Source organism: Polynucleobacter asymbioticus (assembly GCF_018687575.1).
GTDB classification, from domain to species: domain Bacteria; phylum Pseudomonadota; class Gammaproteobacteria; order Burkholderiales; family Burkholderiaceae; genus Polynucleobacter; species Polynucleobacter asymbioticus_C.
In genome coordinates this window covers 389,428-407,068 of sequence record NZ_CP061297.1, presented here as the reverse complement: position 1 = coordinate 407,068, position 17,641 = coordinate 389,428, and the positions used below count along the sequence as shown (strand labels likewise).

General features: G+C 46.3%; 17 protein-coding genes, 1 tRNA gene and 1 pseudogene. 14 read left to right on the top strand and 5 right to left on the bottom strand.

The features are described 5' to 3' along the window. Window positions 1-35 precede the first annotated feature (35 nt). The 4 genes from lptF to AOC19_RS02145 all read left to right on the top strand — a co-directional run bounded on the left by lptF (window position 36) and on the right by AOC19_RS02145 (window position 4,366). Window positions 36-1,151: an LPS export ABC transporter permease LptF gene (gene lptF, locus AOC19_RS02160; RefSeq protein WP_215377203.1), complete on the top strand. Its 1,116-nt coding sequence runs from the start codon at window positions 36-38 to the stop codon at window positions 1,149-1,151. Next, on the top strand, window positions 1,148-2,302 hold the full coding sequence (gene lptG / locus AOC19_RS02155; protein ID WP_215377201.1) for an LPS export ABC transporter permease LptG: 1,155 nt from the start codon (window positions 1,148-1,150) through the stop codon (window positions 2,300-2,302). Before lptF ends, lptG begins: the two co-directional genes overlap by 4 nt. Before the next feature lie 62 nt (window positions 2,303-2,364). Further along, entirely contained in the window at window positions 2,365-3,306 is a 942-nt protein-coding gene (locus tag AOC19_RS02150) for a CysB family HTH-type transcriptional regulator (RefSeq protein WP_215377199.1), read from the top strand. An 82-nt stretch (window positions 3,307-3,388) separates the two neighbouring features. Then, window positions 3,389-4,366: a Bug family tripartite tricarboxylate transporter substrate binding protein gene (locus AOC19_RS02145; RefSeq protein ID WP_215377197.1), complete on the top strand. Its 978-nt coding sequence runs from the start codon at window positions 3,389-3,391 to the stop codon at window positions 4,364-4,366. A 19-nt stretch (window positions 4,367-4,385) separates the two neighbouring features. Here AOC19_RS02145 and AOC19_RS02140 read toward each other — a convergent pair whose 3' ends face one another. The 4 genes from AOC19_RS02140 to AOC19_RS02125 form a co-directional block, all read right to left on the bottom strand. Continuing rightward, window positions 4,386-5,072, bottom strand: a complete 687-nt coding sequence (locus AOC19_RS02140) for a class II aldolase/adducin family protein (RefSeq protein ID WP_215378007.1) — start codon at window positions 5,070-5,072, stop codon at window positions 4,386-4,388. A gap of 8 nt (window positions 5,073-5,080) precedes the next feature. Further along, a complete protein-coding gene (gene otnK, locus AOC19_RS02135) occupies window positions 5,081-6,343 on the bottom strand; it encodes a 3-oxo-tetronate kinase (RefSeq protein ID WP_215377195.1) in 1,263 nt (420 codons plus the stop codon). Further along, the gene (gene ltnD / locus AOC19_RS02130; RefSeq protein ID WP_285896599.1) at window positions 6,340-7,287 is read right to left on the bottom strand and encodes an L-threonate dehydrogenase; all 948 of its coding nucleotides are present in this window, start codon (window positions 7,285-7,287) and stop codon (window positions 6,340-6,342) included. Before ltnD ends, otnK begins: the two co-directional genes overlap by 4 nt. A 68-nt stretch (window positions 7,288-7,355) precedes the next feature. Further along, a tRNA-Leu gene (locus tag AOC19_RS02125) sits at window positions 7,356-7,440 on the bottom strand. Between the two features lie 141 nt (window positions 7,441-7,581). On the opposite strand from AOC19_RS02125, the gene AOC19_RS02120 reads away from it, so the two are divergent. The 8 genes and pseudogenes from AOC19_RS02120 to rng all read left to right on the top strand — a co-directional run bounded on the left by AOC19_RS02120 (window position 7,582) and on the right by rng (window position 14,299). Further along, window positions 7,582-8,301, top strand: coding sequence for a YebC/PmpR family DNA-binding transcriptional regulator (locus tag AOC19_RS02120; RefSeq protein ID WP_215377194.1), 720 nt, complete (start codon window positions 7,582-7,584; stop codon window positions 8,299-8,301). A 49-nt stretch (window positions 8,302-8,350) separates the two neighbouring features. Beyond that, window positions 8,351-9,628 carry a phosphoribosylamine--glycine ligase gene (gene purD, locus AOC19_RS02115; protein WP_215377192.1) on the top strand — a complete coding sequence of 426 codons (1,278 nt, stop codon included), beginning with the start codon at window positions 8,351-8,353 and terminating at the stop codon, window positions 9,626-9,628. A gap of 64 nt (window positions 9,629-9,692) precedes the next feature. Beyond that, window positions 9,693-10,604, top strand: a complete 912-nt coding sequence (gene hemF, locus AOC19_RS02110) for an oxygen-dependent coproporphyrinogen oxidase (RefSeq protein WP_215378001.1) — start codon at window positions 9,693-9,695, stop codon at window positions 10,602-10,604. A gap of 16 nt (window positions 10,605-10,620) precedes the next feature. After that, complete coding sequence (locus AOC19_RS02105; protein ID WP_215377190.1) at window positions 10,621-11,310, top strand: nicotinate-nucleotide adenylyltransferase; 690 nt, start codon at window positions 10,621-10,623, stop codon at window positions 11,308-11,310. 54 nt (window positions 11,311-11,364) lie between these two features. Next, window positions 11,365-11,751, top strand: a pseudogene (gene rsfS, locus AOC19_RS02100) (ribosome silencing factor); the annotation flags it as partial. A 13-nt stretch (window positions 11,752-11,764) separates the two neighbouring features. Further along, window positions 11,765-12,208 (top strand): 23S rRNA (pseudouridine(1915)-N(3))-methyltransferase RlmH, encoded by a 444-nt coding sequence (gene rlmH, locus AOC19_RS02095; RefSeq protein WP_015420659.1) that lies wholly within the window; start codon window positions 11,765-11,767, stop codon window positions 12,206-12,208. A 7-nt stretch (window positions 12,209-12,215) separates the two neighbouring features. Next, window positions 12,216-12,839: a Maf family protein gene (locus AOC19_RS02090; protein ID WP_215377186.1), complete on the top strand. Its 624-nt coding sequence runs from the start codon at window positions 12,216-12,218 to the stop codon at window positions 12,837-12,839. Next, window positions 12,836-14,299, top strand: a complete 1,464-nt coding sequence (gene rng, locus AOC19_RS02085) for a ribonuclease G (protein WP_215377184.1) — start codon at window positions 12,836-12,838, stop codon at window positions 14,297-14,299. The genes AOC19_RS02090 and rng overlap by 4 nt, the downstream gene beginning before the upstream one ends. A 5-nt stretch (window positions 14,300-14,304) precedes the next feature. Here rng and msbA read toward each other — a convergent pair whose 3' ends face one another. Further along, window positions 14,305-16,068, bottom strand: coding sequence for a lipid A export permease/ATP-binding protein MsbA (gene msbA, locus AOC19_RS02080; protein WP_215377182.1), 1,764 nt, complete (start codon window positions 16,066-16,068; stop codon window positions 14,305-14,307). A 10-nt stretch (window positions 16,069-16,078) separates the two neighbouring features. Between msbA and AOC19_RS02075 the strand changes: the two genes are divergently transcribed. Next, window positions 16,079-16,858 carry a glycosyltransferase family 2 protein gene (locus AOC19_RS02075; RefSeq protein ID WP_215377181.1) on the top strand — a complete coding sequence of 260 codons (780 nt, stop codon included), beginning with the start codon at window positions 16,079-16,081 and terminating at the stop codon, window positions 16,856-16,858. Further along, the gene (locus AOC19_RS02070) at window positions 16,855-17,634 is read left to right on the top strand and encodes a glycosyltransferase family 2 protein (protein ID WP_215377179.1); all 780 of its coding nucleotides are present in this window, start codon (window positions 16,855-16,857) and stop codon (window positions 17,632-17,634) included. The genes AOC19_RS02075 and AOC19_RS02070 overlap by 4 nt, the downstream gene beginning before the upstream one ends. Window positions 17,635-17,641 lie beyond the last annotated feature (7 nt).

The window sequence follows — 17,641 nt, the reverse complement described above, 5'->3', positions numbered from 1 at the left end:
GAGTGAGCCAATAACAGCCAGGCCATTATCTATTCATGATTTTTCACCAAGCCCTTCGCCGCGAACTCAGTTTTACGACTGGTGGCGTTTTTTTGGTCTTGGTCACCATCATGATTACCACTCTAGTCATCCGAATTCTGGGCTTTGCGGCCAACGGAGCCGTTAATCCAGAAGATGCTCTCGTTTTAATTACGCTAGCCACGCTTGGCTACATGGCTGTTCTTCTGACGGTATCCCTGTTTGTAGCCGTCTTAATAGTGCTAGTTCGCTGGTACAAAGACTCTGAAATGATTGTTTGGTTCGCAAGCGGTCTGAGTATCGCCAGCCTCATTCGACCAATCCTGCGCTTTGCAGCACCCCTTATTGTCATCATCGCACTCTTAGCCCTCTTTGTTTGGCCTTGGGCTAATCGCGAATCTACCATCATCAGTCAACGCTTTCAACAGCGTAGCGATGTCTCCATGGTTGCGGCAGGCCAATTTAGAGAATCGGCCAAAGCAGAACGTGTATTTTTCATTGAAGAGCTCGATGTTGATAAAAGTGAAGTAAAAAATATCTTTGCCGCAGAAACCAAAAATGGACGACTCAGTATTGCTGTTGCTTCTACTGGATTTATTGAGAATGCAGCAGGGGGCGGAAAATCGATTGTGCTGAATAATGGTCGTCGCTATGAAGGACTCCCCACGCAACCGGATTTCAGAATTTTAGAGTTCGCGCAATACAGTACAAATATTCATAGTAAAAGCGCGCTCGATCCTGCGCCACGCGATCGGGAAAAAACAGTCTCCGAACTACTGAACGATCCGAATCCAGCCGCATTGAATCCGAATTACGCTGAATTACTCTGGAGAATTGGCTTGCCATTAATGGCATTAGGTTTGGTGCTCATTGCTATTCCACTTGCCTACGTCAACCCAAGACTGGGTAACTACACCGCGATGTTTTATGCCGTGCTGATTTATCTCATCTATAGCAACCTCCTCAATCTCACTCAAAACTTCGTGTCACAAGGCAAGGTAAACGTTTTTGTAGCAGCTTGGCCCATACATGCACTTGCATTTAGCATTGCTTTTTTACTGATTCGAAACCGCATCAACCCATCGTTGAAATGGTGGCGCCGTCAACTACCTTCATTCTTGGCCAATAGATGAAATATCTATTTCCCTACATATTTGAACGCTATTTAGCCAGGCAGATTTATGCTGCTTTTGGCTTCATCCTATTTGCCTTGGTGGCGCTGTTTTTATTTTTTGACATCCTGAGTGAGCTTGGTTCAGTTAAAGGGCAATACACCCTGCCATTAGCGCTACTCCATGTTTTATTAAAGGCACCTAGTCGTATTTCTGAGATCATTCCAATCGCTGGTTTGATTGGAAGCATCTATGTATTTGCGATGCTAGCAAGTCAATCTGAGTTCACGATTTTGCGCATCGCTGGATTGGACATGCGTAGAGGCTTAAGCACCCTAGCAAAAATTTCTTTGCCACTGGTGATTGTTACCCTCGTGATGAGCGAATGGCTGGGACCCTACACCGAAAACCTATCTGAAAAGATTCGGATGAAGGCTTTGGGATCATCCTATAGCTCTCAATTCAAAACTGGCGTTTGGGTTAAAGATCGCTTACGTGATGAGGATGGTAGCGGGCCCATTAGACAGGGAGTTCGCTATGTCAACGTTGGCAAAATTGAACAAGACAACGAAATCAAAAATATTCGCATGTATGAGTTTGATGATGCGTATCGCCTACTCTCCATTCGTAGCGCTGTGTCTGGACGATTTGATCAAGCTGGGACTTGGATTCTGGATGACGTCACTGAAACTCGCTTTAAAGAAACCAAGCAGACTGACCCACTGAACCCGTTGTATTCAGCACAAACTTTCTCACATCCAATCGTCAGCTTAGACTCTGAAGTCACGCCACAAATTTTAAGCGTACTGTTAGTCAGCCCAGAAAAAATGTCGATCTTTAGTTTAGGTCGCTTCATTTCCCACTTAAGAGACAACAAGCAGGATGCGCATCGGCACTCCATTGCGTTCTGGAAAAAAGTGATCTATCCGTTCACGATTTTTGTCATGCTGACCCTGGCCCTGCCATTTGCCTATCTAAAAGTTCGAGCAGGCAGTGTTGGCATCAAAGTATTCGGCGGCATCATGCTCGGTATGAGCTTCCAGCTTTTCAATTCCCTCTTCTCCAATGTGGGACTTCTGGGCTCATGGCCCGCATTACTGACTGCCCTTACTCCTCCACTGCTTTATTTCATTTTGGCGATTGTGGGTTTACGTTGGGTATCTAGAGCTTAATACCTCAAAATCATATAGAATCTGATTCCTATATCGCAGTTGATATAAAGAATGGAATCCATATGAATTTGCACCAATTTCGATTTGTCCGCGAAGCTGTAAGACAGAACTTCAATCTCACATCAGCAGCTAAAGCGCTATTCACCTCTCAGCCTGGGGTTTCAAAGGCCATTATTGAACTTGAAGATGAGCTTGGCGTAGAAATATTCCGACGCCATGGCAAGCGCATCCGCTCACTAACTGAGCCTGGTAAGCGCATCCTCTCATCGATTGAGCGCATTTTGGATGAAGTAGAAACCTTGCGTAGGGTCGGCAAAGACTTTGCGAGTCAAGATCAGGGCAACTTTGTGATTGCGACCACCCATACCCAAGCACGTTATGCATTACCTAAGGTGCTAACTGAATTTACTAAACGCTTTCCGAAGGTTCGGGTCAGTATTCAACAGGGAAGTCCGGGGCAAATCGCAGAGCTACTCATTCATGATCGCGCTGACATTGCGATTGCAACAGAAGGTATTGCTAATACTCCAGGTGTACTGGCACTTCCGGGCTATCAATGGCAACACGTTGTTATGGTGCCGCTGAGCCACCCCCTTCTCAACCAATCGACCATTACCCTGGAAGAGATTGCAAAATATCCGCTTATTACGTATGACAAAGCATTTGCGGGTAGAAGCAAAATTGACGCTGCATTTGCACAACGCAATCTAAGCCCCGATATTATTTTGGAAGCGATTGATGCAGACGTGATCAAGACCTACGTTGAAACAGGAATGGGCGTGGGGATTGTTGCTGGGTTAGCTTATGACGCAGATCGAGATCGCAATCTTCGAGTCATTCCAGTTGGGCATTTGTTTGGCAACAACGTTACCCATTTGGGCGTTAAACAAGGTGCTTACTTGCGTTCTTTTGTGTACACGTTTATCGAACTATTCTCACCAACGCTCACCAAGAAAATTGTGGAGCAAGCCATGAATAGCGAGTCGGAAACTTACGAAATCTAAGCCATTAACTGAGTAGACGGGTTCGTGCTAACCTTTGCCTTGACAGTGCATGTACTTTTTTCAACAAAAAAATTGAGCTTTTATGAAAAATCACCTGATATCAATATTAAAAAAATCTGCGGTTCTGATGATGTTGGCCAGCTCGGGTTTTGGGTTTGCGCAAACTCCTTATCCGAATAAGCCCATTAAACTCGTTGTGCCATTCCCACCTGGCGGCCTGATCGATAACGTTGCCCGCTTAATTACTCCGGCACTTTCAAACGATCTTGGACAAGCTATTGTTGTAGACAACAAACCTGGTGCAGGCGGTAATCTTGGCGCAGCAGAAGTTGCAAAAGCCAATCCAGATGGCTACACACTGCTAATGGCCTCGCCACCACTTTCAATTAGCCCGGCAATTTATAAAACCCTTCCTTACAATCCAAGCAACATTGAGCCGATTGCTATCTTTGGGCAGCTACCGAATGTGCTGTTAGTAAACCCTGATTCTGGGATTAACTCAGTAGCTGAATTGGTGAAGCGCGCAAAAGAGTCTCCAGGCAAGATGAACTACGGCTCTAATGGAAATGGCACCTCACTGAACCTCAGTGCTGAGATGCTCAAGAGTCAGGCTGGTATTTACGTGGTTCATATCCCTTACCGAGGCTCATCTTTAGCGAACGTAGCGCTAGTATCTAAAGATATCGACTTTATGTTTGACAATCTTCCCCCAGCGCTTGGTTTGATTAAAAGCGGTAAATTAAAGGCGCTTGCTGTGACTAGCACCACGAGAAATCCTGCCCTTCCTCAAGTTCCAACAATGCAAGAAGCAGGCTTTCCTAACTTTCAGGTATCAGCTTATTTTGGCATCGCTGCACCGAAAGGTTTACCAGCAGACATTTCTTTGAAATTACAAAACAGTATTCAAAAGACTGTGGCTCAAAAGGATGTAGCTGATTCACTCTCCAAGCTTGGGGCTACGGTAGACTTTATGAATGCAGCAAAGTCGGCTGAGTTTATTAAGGCTGATGCCCAAAGATGGAAAAAGGTAGTTGATTACGCCAAGATTGAACTAGATTAATTCAATCTACTTTCAGTAATTACCAGCGGACTGCAAATGCAGTCCGCAATTCATTTAACTGCACATCCGTCAGTGACTTAATTAAAGTATTTTTGAGATAAAAAAGTTTTGCCGTTTCTTCCAACTCTTCTAGAGTAGCCATTGCTGAACTAGGTGAGCTGTTCCATACATACGGCCCCAAGCGCGACAACATACAAGCGCGTAGTGGTGTTCCAGCCTGTCCGTAAACCTCAATTGCCTGCTCTACGTATTCAATCGTTTTAGCTGAACCAGGGCTTGCATAAGTAATAGTCGGTACGTGACCTACTTTCATCACAAAATATGGCGTGATTGCAGGCAATAGTTCGGGTAATGCTTCGTCGTCGCTACTTGGAGTCTTGGATTCAAGAGTCAAGGCTACGCAGTGCGTACTATGAGTATGAATAATGCAAGAGATATCTTGATCAAATTGCCCTGCTGTATTGTAAATGGCGGCATGCAGGGCCATTGTCTTGCTAGCCTTATCACCACTGAGCTGCCGCCCATGCATGTCAATCTTAGCCAGTCGATCAGGATCAAGAAATCCGAGACAGGCATCTGTGGGTGTAATTAAAAAACCATCCTCAATACGAACACTAATATTGCCTGCAGTTGCATGGACGTAGGATCGATCAAATAAACTTTTACCCACCCTACAAATCTCTTCTCTTGCTAATTGCTCAATCATCATTTTTCTCACAGTTTTGAGAAGGCATTTGTAAAAAAATCTGGTGCGCCAAAGTTTCCAGACTTTAACGCAAGATGCAAAGGCTTATCGTGAACCTCCGCATAACACCAAGGTACGCCTGGATCAATTTGTTGGCCAATCTGCATTTGATCAATACCCAAAGCTTTCACACATGCGCCGGAGGTCTCTCCGCCAGCAACCAATAACTGTCCCACTCCAAGAGCAACAAGGCCTTTCGCGACCAATCCCAATAGGCTCTCTATTGAGCTACCTGCAGCCTGAACTCCAAGCTGCGCTTGTACTTCCTTGACTCGATCAGGTCCTGCTGACGAATAAACCAACACCGGGCCAAGCAAGAGCCGAGGTTCTGCCCAGGCTAAAACTTCTCCCACTAGCTGCTCTACAGATTTCTCAGTTAAATCAAGCGGATTCACAGAATACGTTGCGCCACCTAAATTTTGAAAGCTTTCAACCTGGAGGTTGGTAGCCTGCGAACAACTACCTGAAACAATTGCCTGATATCCACCAGCAGGTGGAAGCTTGCTGGATGCTGGGTGAGCACTAAGGCCAAAGTTAGCTGGAAGTCCGATTGCTATACCAGAGCCTCCGGTAATTAAAGGGAGGTCTTTTAATGCGGGCGCAATACGATATAAGTCATCATTAGTCACCGCATCAACAATGGCAATTTTTTTATTTGATGCTTTTAAGCGATCCATACTAGAAGATATGGCATCGGCACCAGCAAGAATATGTTGATATTCAATTAAGCCCACCTGATGCTGACATTGGGCCTGCATGACCCTCACCAGATTTGCATCCGTCATCGGAGTTAATGGATGGTCACGCATCCCAGACTCACTTAACAGCTGATCGCCAACAAATAGATAGCCTTTAAATACACTTCGCCCATTGTCTGGAAAAGCAGGTGTTGCAATAGTAAAGTCTGCCCCCAAAGCCGCCATCAGAGCCTCCGTTACTGGACCGATGTTTCCCCTAGGGGTGCTGTCAAATGTGGAGCAGTATTTAAAGAATATCTGTTGCGCTCCTTGTGAGAGCAAATACTCCAATGCTTCTAATGACTGAGTTACAGCTTCCTCGGGCTCCAGATTTCTGGACTTGAGTGCTACTACTACTGCATCTAACTCGATATTTAATGGGTCTTTTGGAATGCCAATTGTTTGTGAAACACGCATGCCATTGCGTACCAAGTTATTTGCCAAATCAGTAGCGCCTGTAAAGTCATCCGCAATACAACCTAAAAGAATGCTCACTTGGAAGCTTTCGGTAACTCGATGCCAGGGAAAATTTTAATAACAGCGCTATCGTCTTCCTTGGCAAAACCAGCGGTCGATGCTTGCATAAACATTTGATGCGCGGTGGATGACAGGGGTAATGGAAACTTACTCGCACGCGCCATATCTAGAACTATCCCCAAATCCTTAACGAATATATCTACTGCAGATAAGGGCTCGTAGTTAGCCGCAAGTACATGTGCCATGCGGTTCTCAAACATCCAGCTATTACCGGCACTATGGGTAATCACCTCATAGAGAGCATTCGCATCCACGCCCTCCCTTAAACCCAGCGCCATTGCTTCTGCAGCAGCTGCGATATGAACACCGGCAAGTAGTTGATTAATGACTTTTACTTTACTGCCGATACCCGCCTTATCACCGAGACGATAAACAGTACCTGACATCGCATCAAGAATAGGGTTAACCAGCTCATATGCAGCAGCGCAAGCTGATGTCATCATAGTCATTTCGCCAGAGGCAGCTTTTGCTGCCCCACCAGATATGGGGGCATCCACATAAAGAATATTTTTTTCGGCGAGACGCGACTCAAATGAAATCGAAATATTGGGATCAACAGTGGAGCACATCACGAAAACGCTTTGAGGCTTTAAGGAATCCACCAAGCCAGGACTGGTCGATGAGCCGAACAAAACTTCTTCGGTCTGAGCGGCATTCACCACGACCGAGATAACCACGTCACAGATTGAGCCGAGTTCTTTTATAGATTCACATGCCGTGCCACCAGCTTCACAAAATCGACGGGCATGATCCAAACGCACATCAAATACATACAAGTCAAAGCCTGCCCTTCGAAGGGATGAGGCCATGCCGGAGCCCATTGCGCCTAGGCCAATTAATCCTACTTTTTTCATTATTTGATCTCGTTCAGTGTATTTTTTGCGCTTGCTATCAGCTTTTATTCGCAATAATCATAGCAAAGGCTGCCAATCGACCTAACTGGTCAAGGCCTCTAAACAATATGGGGAAGTGGTGCCCCGGGGCGGACTTGAACCGCCACGCCTTGCGGCACCGGATTTTGAGTCCGGCACGTCTACCAATTCCATCACCGGGGCAGGTGTTTGCAGTGGAAAAACTGCATTGAAGCTTACTAAGAGGTGAGAGTGTAACAAAAAAGTTGTTGCACCCCCATTCTTGACCTCAGAAGCCCTTAAAATGACTACTTCAAGCCACATTACTCAAAAGGACTTACCCGTATGGCCGGCCATTCGAAATGGGCCAATATTCAGCACCGCAAAGGTCGTCAAGACGAAAAGCGCGGCAAGATTTGGACCAAACTCATCAAAGAAATCACGGTTGCAGCTAAATTAGGTGGTGGCGATATCGCCACAAATCCCCGTTTGCGCCTGGCAATTGATAAGGCCAAAGATGCCAATATGCCTAATGACAACGTGCAACGGGCAATTCAGCGCGGTACAGGCTCACTTGAGGGTGTTAACTATGAAGAAATTCGTTACGAAGGTTATGGCCTCAATGGAGCTGCGATCATTGTCGATTGCCTGACCGACAACCGCACTCGTACTGTTGCTGAAGTGCGCCACGCATTTGCAAAAAATGGTGGCAATATGGGTGCCGAGGGTTCAGTGGCTTTTATGTTTAAACATTGCGGTCAACTGATTTTTGCCCCAGGTACCAATGAAGATCAACTCATGGAAATTGCACTAGATGCTGGTGCAGAAGATGTGATTACCCATGATGATGGCTCACTTGAAGTCCTCACTCCAGTCCCTGATTTTCCGAAAGTGCAGGATGCACTCACTCAGGCAGGCTTAAAAGCAGAGATAGCTACCGTGACGATGCGCCCCGAAACGGAAACCGAGTTCGAAGGCGAGCAAGCTGAAAGCATGCAAAAACTATTAGACGTGCTTGAAAACTTAGATGATGTTCAAGAAGTATTTACGAATGCCTCTTTGTAATCGATCGACCCTTTAAATATTTTTTTATCCATATCTCTTTTAGCTCTTTATGAAAATTCTTTTAATTGGATCCGGTGGTCGTGAACATGCATTGGCATGGAAGCTAGCTCAATCACCACAAGTACAAACCGTCTATGTAGCACCAGGGAACGGCGGCACTGCCACTGCAAAACAAGAGGCTGCGGGTATTCAAAATCTACCCATCTCCGATCTTCAAGAGTTAGCAGACTTTGCCAAGCGTGAAAAGATTCATCTCACTGTAGTTGGTCCTGAGGCTCCATTGGCTGCCGGCATCGTAGACGTATTTCGTAATAACGGATTACGCATCTTTGGACCTACCCAACTTGCCGCTCAATTAGAGTCATCAAAAGATTTCTCCAAAGCATTCATGAAACGCCATGGCATTCCAACAGCGGAATACCAAACTTTTTCAAATGCATTAGAGGCACATGCTTATATTGATGCAAAAGGCGCGCCGATCGTTATTAAGGCAGATGGTCTGGCTGCAGGTAAAGGTGTAGTTGTAGCAATGGATCTAGCGGAAGCCCATGCAGCTGTAGACATGATGCTCGCTGACAACAAACTCGGTAATGCAGGTGCACGTGTAGTCATTGAAGAATTCCTGACTGGTGAAGAAGCCAGCTTTATTGTGCTCGTCGACGGCAAACATGTTTTAGCCTTAGCCACTAGCCAAGATCACAAACGCTTACTCGATGCCGATCAAGGCCCCAATACTGGCGGTATGGGTGCGTACTCCCCTGCCCCAGTTGTTACTCCAGAAATTCATGCACGTGCCTTACGTGAAGTCATCATGCCTACCGTCAAGGGTATGGAGGCTGATGGTATTCCTTACACAGGCTTTCTCTATGCGGGCCTCATGATTTCTCCTGATGGCAAGATTAAGACTTTGGAATTTAACTGCCGCATGGGTGACCCAGAAACTCAGCCCATCATGGCGCGCCTACGTAGCGACCTAGTAAATGCTCTCGATCATGCAGTTGATGGCACGCTCAATGAAGTGGAGCTAGATTGGGATCGTCGCACTGCATTAGGTGTAGTGCTTGCAGCGCATAACTATCCAGATACTCCGCGCAATGGTGATGTCATCACCGGTATTCCTGCCGATACTGAAGATCAATTGACCTTTCATGCTGGCACCAAGTTGCAAGATGACAAGCTCGTCACTTCGGGCGGTCGCGTCATGTGCGTAGTAGGTTTGTCGGATACGGTTCGTGGTGCCCAACAAAAAGCGTATGAAGCAATTTCTCAAATCCAATTTGATGGCATGCAATATCGCAAAGATATCGGCTATCGCGCAGTAAAGTAACTTAATCCATTCATCCAACCCAATATAAAGACCTTAAACCTTGTCATCAACTGAACATACTCAAATCAATATTGCGGAACTAAAAAATTACTTTTTAGGATTGCAAGATCGCATCACTACTGCGATGAGTGCGCTTGATGGCAAAGCTTTTATAGCGGATGCTTGGGAAAAGCCGGAAGACAGTAAGTTAAAAGGCTATGGACGTACCTGCATTTTGGATGGCGGCAATATTTTAGAAAAAGGTGGCGTAGGATTTTCACACGTTCGTGGCGATCAAATGCCGCCCTCAGCATCACACCATCGTCCAGAGCTTGCCGGACGTAGCTTCGAAGCTATGGGTGTATCACTGGTCTTTCATCCAAACAATCCCAAGGTGCCCACCACCCATATGAATGTGCGCTGCTTTATTGCACAAGCTCCAGGCAAAGAGCCGGTGTGGTGGTTTGGAGGTGGCTTTGATCTCACGCCTTATTACGGCGTTGACGAAGATTGCAAACACTTTCATCAAACCGCCAAAGATGCCTTAGACCCATTTGGTGATGAGCTCTATCCACGTTTTAAAAAATGGTGTGATGAGTATTTTTACCTCAAGCATCGTGAAGAACCTCGCGGTATTGGCGGCGTCTTCTTTGATGATTTCAACGCCCTTGGTTTTGAACAAAGCTTTGCTATGACACGCGCTGTTGGCGATGCTTTTATTAATGCTTACCTGCCGATTGTTGAGCGTCGCTACAAAGACAGTTTTACTGCTGAAGAAAAAGCATTCCAAGAATACCGTCGCGGTCGCTATGTGGAATACAACTTGATCTTCGACCGTGGCACTATTTTTGGCTTGCATTCTGGCGGACGAACAGAATCTATTCTGATGTCTATGCCACCGGTAGTTCAGTGGTGGTACAACTGGCAACCGAAGCCAGGCACTCCTGAAGCAAAGCTTTATGACTATTACCTCAAGCCGCGTGACTGGCTAGCCTAACTTGACCCCAGCGCATTTGGATACTCCAAAAAAAATTGGCATCCTTGGTGGCACGTTTGACCCGCCACACCTTGGCCATCTCAAATTAGCTACCCATTTTGCAAAGATCTTGCATCTAGATGCATTACTACTAATCCCCAGTGGCCAACCCTGGCAAAAAGACTCTGACATCACTCCTGCAGAAATCCGCTTACGACTAACTGAGGCGGCTGCAGTAGATCTGGCTCGTGCATTTTTGTATTTATCAATACCAACTCAAATTGGTGTGGATCGCATTGAAATAGATCGAGCAGGCCCGAGCTATGCCATCGATACTGCAAAAGCCTTGAGAGAACGTTTTGGACCTGATGTCAGCTTAACTTGGTTAATGGGTGCCGATTCCCTCCTCAATCTCCCCACTTGGAACTCCTGGGATCAATTGCTGTGCTTTGTGAATTTTGCAGTCGCTACCAGGCCCCACCATGAAATTTCTGGGCAAGTGAGCGCCGAAATAGAAGCTTTATTAGAAAAGCATCAATGTATTGATACAGATACCCTTGAAAAAAGCCCATTTGGCCGCATCTATCTAGATAACAGTCTTTCAGTAGACCTTTCATCCACCGAACTTCGAAATCAGCTTAAAAGCCCCTCTCGTAGCGATATTGCTTCCGAGCACATTCCGTCTCACGCTTTAGAAATCATTACAAATCTGGGTCTGTACAAATAATCAGGCTAAGATCACCCCTATATTCAAAAATCTCAGAAAAATACTAAAGAAACTATGGACTTAACTAAATTACAACGCGTCGTAATCGATGCCCTAGAGGATGTTAAAGCGCAAGATATTCGCGTTTATGACACCACCAAACTCAGCGAGTTATTTGATCGCGTGATCATTGCTACCGGTACATCCAATCGTCAGACAAGATCTTTAGCTATGTCTGTCAAAGAGGCGGTCAATGCCAAAGGTGGCGAAGTCATTTCTGTTGAAGGTCTAGAGACTGGTGAATGGGTGCTCGTTGATTGCGGCGATATCGTGGTGCATATTCTGCAACCTGCACTGCGCGCTTACTACCAATTAGAGGGTATGTGGGGCGCCAAGCCTGTGCGCGTCAAATTAGCAGCTGACAAGGGGCTTGTGAAGGCAAGCGAACCCGACGACGACGAATAATTCTTCAGCAATGCGCTTAACCATTGTTTCTGTTGGTCACAAAATGCCAGAATGGGTTGCAACTGCAACCCATGATTACATTAAGCGTATGCCCGCTGATTGCAGCATTGAAATCAAAGAAATTAAACCAGACCTCAGTCCAGCCAAAGAAGCTATCAAAATTGCAGCTGCGATTCCAAAAGGCTCTCGCGTCATTGCGCTGGATGAACGTGGCAAAGATCAAACCACTCAAAATCTAGCTACCCAGTTGGCAAGCTGGCGACAGGAAGGCTTTGACATCACCTTCTTAATTGGTGGTGCCGATGGACTTGATCCTAGCCTCAAAGAAGGCGCTCAGGCGATGTGGCGACTCTCCAGCTTAACCTTGCCCCATGCCATGGCAAGAGTCTTACTGGTAGAGCAACTCTATCGGGCCTGGACTATTTTGCAAGGCCATCCCTATCACCGCGAGTAAGTAACCGATGTTTTCTTATATCTACCTTGCCTCACAAAGTCCACGACGCCAAGAGTTACTCAAACAGATTGGCGTTCAATTTGAGATGCTGATTGCAGCGCCGGGTGAAGATACAGAAACCCTAGAAGAATCCCTTTCCAACGAAAATGCGCGTCAATATGTTGAACGCGTCACCTTTGCTAAAAGTGCTATTGCGTTGGCAAGATGGCAAAACAGCGGTAAACCGTGGGCTCCGATTTTGTGTGCAGACACTACCGTCAGTTTGCCCGGTAACCCAGTTGGTGAAATCCTTGGTAAGCCCTCTGATGCCGGCGATGCTGCGCGCATTCTGAAAATGCTGAGCGGTAAAGTGCATGAAGTACTTACTGCGGTTGTTCTGACGATCGATCCTCAAACCAAACCTCTTTGTCTGGTTCAAGTGTCTGAGGTGGAATTTGCCCATTTAACTCAAGCACAAATTGATAGCTACATTCAAAGTGGCGAACCGTTTGGTAAAGCAGGGGCCTATGGCATTCAGGGTCTTGGAGGGGCATTTATCCCCTCAATTAAAGGTAGCTATAGCGGTATCATGGGATTACCCATTTTCGAAGTTAACCAATTACTAGATTTCGCTAAAGTTGCCCGCATATGAATGAAGAAATTCTGATCAACATTACCCCCCAAGAAACACGGGTGGCATTAATTCAGCAAGGCGCGGTTCAAGAGCTTCAGATTGAGCGTACCCGTCAACGCGGCATTGTTGGCAATATCTATTTGGCCAAAGTCGTTCGCGTACTACCCGGTATGCAGTCCGCCTTCATTGAAATTGGTTTAGAGCGCACTGCATTTATGCACGTTGCCGATATCACTCAAAATAATCCTCAAGCACAAATTGAAAAGTTGCTCTTTGAAGGTCAGAACGTTTTAGTCCAGGTCCTCAAAGATCCATTGGGAACGAAAGGTGCGCGCCTCACCACTCAATTGAGTATTGCTGGCCGCAATTTGGTTTACCTACCACCAGCTGGAACGGATGCAGCGACCGAAAAATACATTGGCGTATCCCAAAGAATTGATCAGCCCGAAGAACGAGAAGCTATCAAGGCACGCCTTGCAGGCCTTATGCCTGCCGATGAAAAAGGTGGAATTATCGTGCGCACTAGCGCACAAGATGCCAGCGATACTGAGCTGGAGCACGATATGCATTACCTGCGCACCACCTGGGAAAAGATTCGTGAAGCCGTGAATCATAAGGCTGCTCCCAGCCTGCTCTATCAGGATCTCAGCTTGGCGGAGCGTGTATTGCGTGACGTAGCTAGCGAAGAAACTACCCAAATCCGAGTCGATTCGGCAGAGAACTTTGAAAAGTTGAAGGGCTTCGCCACCCTCTATATGCCCAATCTCCTAGACAAGCTCACACTGCACCGCGGTGAACGCGCCCTATTTGATTTGTTTGATGTAGATGCTGAAATCAATAAGGCACTTGGAAGAAGAGTTGATCTCAAATCGGGTGGCTACTTGATGATTGACCAAACAGAGTCCATGACTACGATTGATGTCAATACTGGAAGTTATGTTGGCGCACGCAATCTCGATGACACTGTTTTTAAAACCAATCTTGAAGCCGCTCAAGCCATAGCGCGTCAACTCCGCTTACGCAATCTTGGCGGCATCATCATTATCGACTTTATTGACATGTTGAGCAAAGAACATCAAGAGTCAGTCTTACATGAACTCAATCGCAATTTAGAGCGTGATCATGCTCGCACTTCAGTCAGCGACTTCTCCTCGCTAGGCTTGGTAGAGATGACACGAAAACGTACTCGTGAATCCCTCGCTCATATCACTTGTGAGCCCTGTGCTACCTGCCAAGGCAAGGGCGAAGTCAAAACAGCACAAACCATTTGTTACGAGATTTTGCGCGAGATTGTGCGCGAGCATCGCCAATTTAATCCTCGAGAATTTAGGATTGTTGCGGCGCCTGACGTGATTGATCTCTTCCTTGAAGAGGAGAATCAATTCTTAGCGCAGTTGGGCGACTTTATTAGTAAGCCGATCAAACTTCAGGCTGAAGGTAGCTTCCGCCAGGAACAGTACGACATCGTGCTCAGTTAATTTGATTAAGCGTTTGAAAACTGGATGCGATGCAGGTTGGCGTACATACCATCCTTAGCAATTAAATCTTCGTGCGAGCCATTCTCAATTACATGGCCATGCTCTAGCACCACAATCCGATCAGCATGTTCTATGGTTGATAAGCGGTGCGCGATAACCAAAGTAGTTCTACCAGCCATTAATCGCTCTAAGGCATCTTGCACCTGACGCTCGGATTCTGAATCTAGTGCCGAGGTCGCTTCATCCAAAATCAGAATAGGCGCGTCTTTGTAGATAGCTCTTGCGATAGCTAAACGCTGACGTTGACCACCTGATAAACGATTGCCATTATCCCCAATTTGCGTATCAATTCCCTCGGGCATTTCTTTCATGAGAGCAGTTAGGTTTGCCGCCTCAAGGGCCTCCATCACGCGCCCTCGGTCAATGCCCTCTGAGCCTACGGCGCCATAGGCGACGTTTGCTGCAATACTGTCATTAAATAAAATCACATCCTGACTTACAAAAGCAATTTGCTTGCGCACATCCGCAAGAACAATATCCTCAAGTGGAATATCGTCCAAGAAAATTTTCCCACTTGTTGGCTTAAAGAATCGGGGCAATAAATTAACTAACGTGGACTTACCACCGCCAGATGGGCCGACAAAAGCAACTACCTCACCAGGCTTGATGTTTAAATGCACACCAGTGAGAGCATCTTTTCGTCCAGCTTCTTGCTGATAAGAGAAGCCGACATCTTCAAATCGAATTCCACCCTTAGCCTTGCCCAAGGACTTCATACTTGCTTTACGAGATTCATCCTCTTCAAAAGGTTCGTCCATGAGAGAAAAAATCATCTCTGCTGCAGTTAAGCCGCGCTGTAGGGGCTGATTAATATCGGCAAGATGTTTAATAGGTGAAATCACCAACATCATGGCAGTAATAAAAGCGGCGAAGCCACCAACTGTAGTGCCTTCGGAGGCAGACTGCATCAAAGCAATTACCAAGACAATCGATAAGGCCATCGAGGCAATCAGTTGGGTAATCGGTTGATTCAAGCCACCAGCTACCGCCGACTTCAACGCAAATTGACGAAGGCGATCTGCTTTTTCCATAAAGCGGCGCATCTCATACTCTTCAGCACCATGAACCTTAACAATCTTATATCCAGCCGCAGATTCTTCAACAATGTAAGCGAGCTCGCTTGTCATTGTCTGATGCTCGCGATTCAGCGAGCGCAAGCGTTTATTGATCCTGCCAATGATGAGCGCAATAATTGGGAAAATCATCAGCACCACTAAGGTAAGCTGCCAGTTGAGGTAAATTAGGTACCCAATCAACCCAATGACTGTAAGAGAATCTCGCACCAAACTAATCAACATGCCACCCATAATTGAGAGGGCATTATTCACCTCAAAAACTACCGCGTTAATTAAGCTAGATGCGGAGTTCTTCTGGAAGAATGTAGTACTTGAATGCAGCAATGCCTTAAACATCTGCATACGCATCTTCAGCAAAACAGCATTGATTACGCGATTCAAGAGATAACCAGATAGAAATTGCGCCATCCCCCGAACAAAAGCCAATCCAACCAGGAAAACCGGTACCAGCCAGAGCTTGTTATCCATCTGACCAGTAAATCCACGGTCTAGCAAAGGCTTCATTAGAGCTGGGATAGAGGTTTCAGCGCCAGCAACCAGCGCCATGGCCAATAAAGAGCCAATAATCAAGCCAATATGAGGCTTGAGATACTGAATTAAGCGATTTAGGGCGGTACGGTCTTGAGCATTCATATAATGAATTATGCCCACCTTATCCGTCATACTCATCACTCGCAATGAAGAGGCCAATTTGGCCGATTGCTTGGCCTCCCTAGAGGGGATTGCCCAGCAAATCGTGGTGGTCGACACCAACAGCACCGATAGCACCCTAGAAATCGCTAAAAACCAGGGTGCCGTCATTAGCCAACCAGCAGATTGGCCTGGATTTGGGCCTCAAAAGAACCGCGCCCTAGCCTTAGCAACATCCGAATGGGTTCTTTCTTTAGATGCTGATGAGCGCCTGACACCTGCTCTCAGAAGCGAAATTCTGACGGCTATACATCATTCAGCCCATGTTGATTGTTTTGCCATTCCTAGACTCTCTTGGTATTGCGGACGCTTTATTCGCCATTCCGGCTGGAGCCCCGATTATGTGGATCGATTATTTAAGCGTGGTACTGCCCGCTTCTCCGATGACCTGGTTCATGAGCGACTGATTCCGAATGGGCAGGTGGCAAAACTGGAAAATCCCATGTTGCACTACAGCTTCATGAACTACTCACAAGTGCTGCAAAAGATAGATCGCTACTCAACTGCGTCAGCAGAGCAGGCATATGCCAAAGGCAAAACAAGCAGCCCTACAAAAGCTGTGCTTCATGGCATCTGGGCGTTTACTCGAACCTACTTTATCCGCCTTGGTTTCTTAGATGGGCCCCAAGGATTTGCTTTAGCAATATCCAACGGGCAAGGGACTTACTATCGCTACATGAAGTTATGGCAATTGCACCAAGAAGCAAGTTCCGATATTTCTCCCAGCAAATGATCTCCGTTCTTCTAGCGACCTATAACTGGCCGCAAGCCCTCAAACTCTGTCTTGAGTCACTTAGCACTCAAACAGATTTAGATTTTGAAATCATCATTGCTGATGACGGTTCTGCCTCAGATACCAAGGATCTCATCGAAAATACTCGGAAGCATTTCCCAGTAAAAATCACACATCTTTGGCAAGAGGATCAGGGCTTTCGCAAGACCCGCATTCTCAATCAAGCGATCGAGGCGGCATGCGGTGACTATCTCGTATTTTTAGATGGCGACTGCCTTGTGCAACCAGACTTTATCGCCCAACATCGAATCCTATGCGAGACAAAGCACTTGGTAACTGGTAGCCGTGTCTTGCTGAATGATGAGCTCAGTAAAAAATTGCTCTCATGGCCTCATTGGGATTTTGAGAAATTTTCTAGAAACTTACTCAGCTATCGACTATCCGGCGGAATCAACAAGTATTGGCCTCTCAAAATCAAATTGGGTAATGGTGCCTGGCGTAACTACAAAAAGTTTGTATGGCGCCGTATTAAAGGTTGCAATATGGCCTGTTGGAGGTCCGATGCCCTAGCCATTGGTGGCTTTGATGAAACCATGACAGGCTGGGGACATGAGGATGCTGATTTTGTTTTCCGCTTACAAAATCGAGGGTTGATTAGAAGATCTGGATCCTGGGCAACTGAAGTCCTTCACCTCTACCACCGCATCAATGATCAATCCAATGCCGCAGAAAATGCGCGTCGCGTGCGTGAAAAAATTCTGGCTAAAGCTCAGTAGGATTAAG